Annotated in this window: 1 protein-coding gene; it reads left to right on the top strand. The window is 55.2% G+C overall.

All coding sequences use genetic code 11. The annotated features are described in order from the left end of the window. Positions 1 to 243 precede the first annotated feature (243 nt). Positions 244 to 1,455 carry an IS110 family RNA-guided transposase gene (locus HMPREF3088_RS05640; protein ID WP_070758819.1) on the top strand — a complete coding sequence of 404 codons (1,212 nt, stop codon included), beginning with the start codon at positions 244 to 246 and terminating at the stop codon, positions 1,453 to 1,455. The last annotated feature ends 119 nt before the right edge of the window (positions 1,456 to 1,574 follow it).

Genomic DNA, 1,574 nt, shown 5'->3' with positions numbered 1-1,574 from the left:
CCCGTTACCTTGTGAGTGTCCCCGATAATGGGGATAGTCGCTGGTCCCGGTATGGCTTACCTGCCCTGTAGTTTCCATAATCCGGGGGGTGTTGCCGCCGGGTGCCAGGACTTTCGATGACAGCTGATAGGGACACGGCCAGTTTTAAACTAGGTCTCTTTGTAACGTGGGTGCTTGCAACGAAGGTCATGACACCAGCGACTGGAACAACGCCATACCCATCTCGTTTTCTAGGAGCTCATCATGTCTCCGGAGCATTCCATCGACATATTCCTTGGGTTAGACGTCGGCAAATCTGAACACCACGCCTGCGCCTTAGACCGTGATGGCAACAAGGTCTTCGACAAACCGTTGCCTCAACTCGAATCCGAACTAGCAGGCGTTTTTCACCAGCTTCAGAAGCTTGGCACCGTGCTCGTGATCGTCGACCAACCCAACACCATCGGCGCACTACCGATTGCTGTAGCCCGGGACTGCGGTTGCGAAGTCGGATACCTGCCAGGTCTTGCGATGCGCAAAGCTGCAGATCTCTATCCGGGACGTGCAAAAACAGACAAACGCGACGCATTCATCATCGCCGACACCGCCCGCACAATGCCCCACACGCTACGTGCCGTCGACCGCAATGATGAGGTACTCTCCGCCCTAAAGATGCTGTCCGGCTTCGATGATGACATCGCCCGCGATTGCACTCGCACTGTCAATCGGCTTCGCAGTGTCCTCACCCAGATCTACCCCAGCCTGGAACGAGTTTTTGCTGGTAGCACCCTGACTCGCACGCCGATCCTGGAATTATTGATCCATTACAAGGGACCGCAGGGGCTAAAAAGAGCCGGATACCAACGAGTGTTGAACTGGATGATCAAGCGCACACGTAAAGACCCTACCCCGCTGGTAGACGACATTTTTGCAGCGCTGAAAGCTCAAACAGTCACCGTGCCTGGAAGCGATGCCGCCGAGTTAGTAATTCCTCAACTGGCTGCAAACATCAAGGCCCTCAAAGAGCAACGAAACACCATTGCTGAGCAGGTTGAAGAGATGCTCGCTGACTTCCCTCTTTGTGAGGTCTTGATGAGTATGCCCGGAGTCGGCATCAAGACCGCAGCGCAGATCCTTCTTGCGATCGGTGATGGCTCCGACTTCGCTAGTGCTGGCCACTTAGCTGCTTATGCTGGAATAGCGCCCGTGACTAGACGATCCGGTTCGTCGATCAGAGGTGAATTCCCGGCACGGTCAGGCAATAAACGACTGAAAAACGCCTTGTTCTACTCCGCATTCGCAGTTATCCGCAGCCACGAACCGTCACGGCGGTATTACGAACGCAAACGCGCTGAAGGAAAACGCCACAACGCAGCAGTCATCTGCCTGGCACGACGCCGATGCAATGTCATCTACGCGATGCTGAAAAACAAGGAGTTCTTCCGCGAAATCCCGCCACGCCCCGTCGCCGCATAAAGCCCGAAGACGAAAGCCGACCAGCACACGCTGGCCGGCTCCTAGGCACGCCTAAGAAACTACTCCCAAGACTGTGCTCGTCAACATCGGTCTGGCACTTGACAAAAACATAGGGACAC

Source organism: Corynebacterium sp. HMSC22B11, assembly GCF_001815965.1.
Classification (GTDB): domain Bacteria; phylum Actinomycetota; class Actinomycetes; order Mycobacteriales; family Mycobacteriaceae; genus Corynebacterium.
The sequence above is the reverse complement of the archived record's forward strand: the minus strand, read 5'-3'. Positions and strand labels throughout refer to the sequence as shown.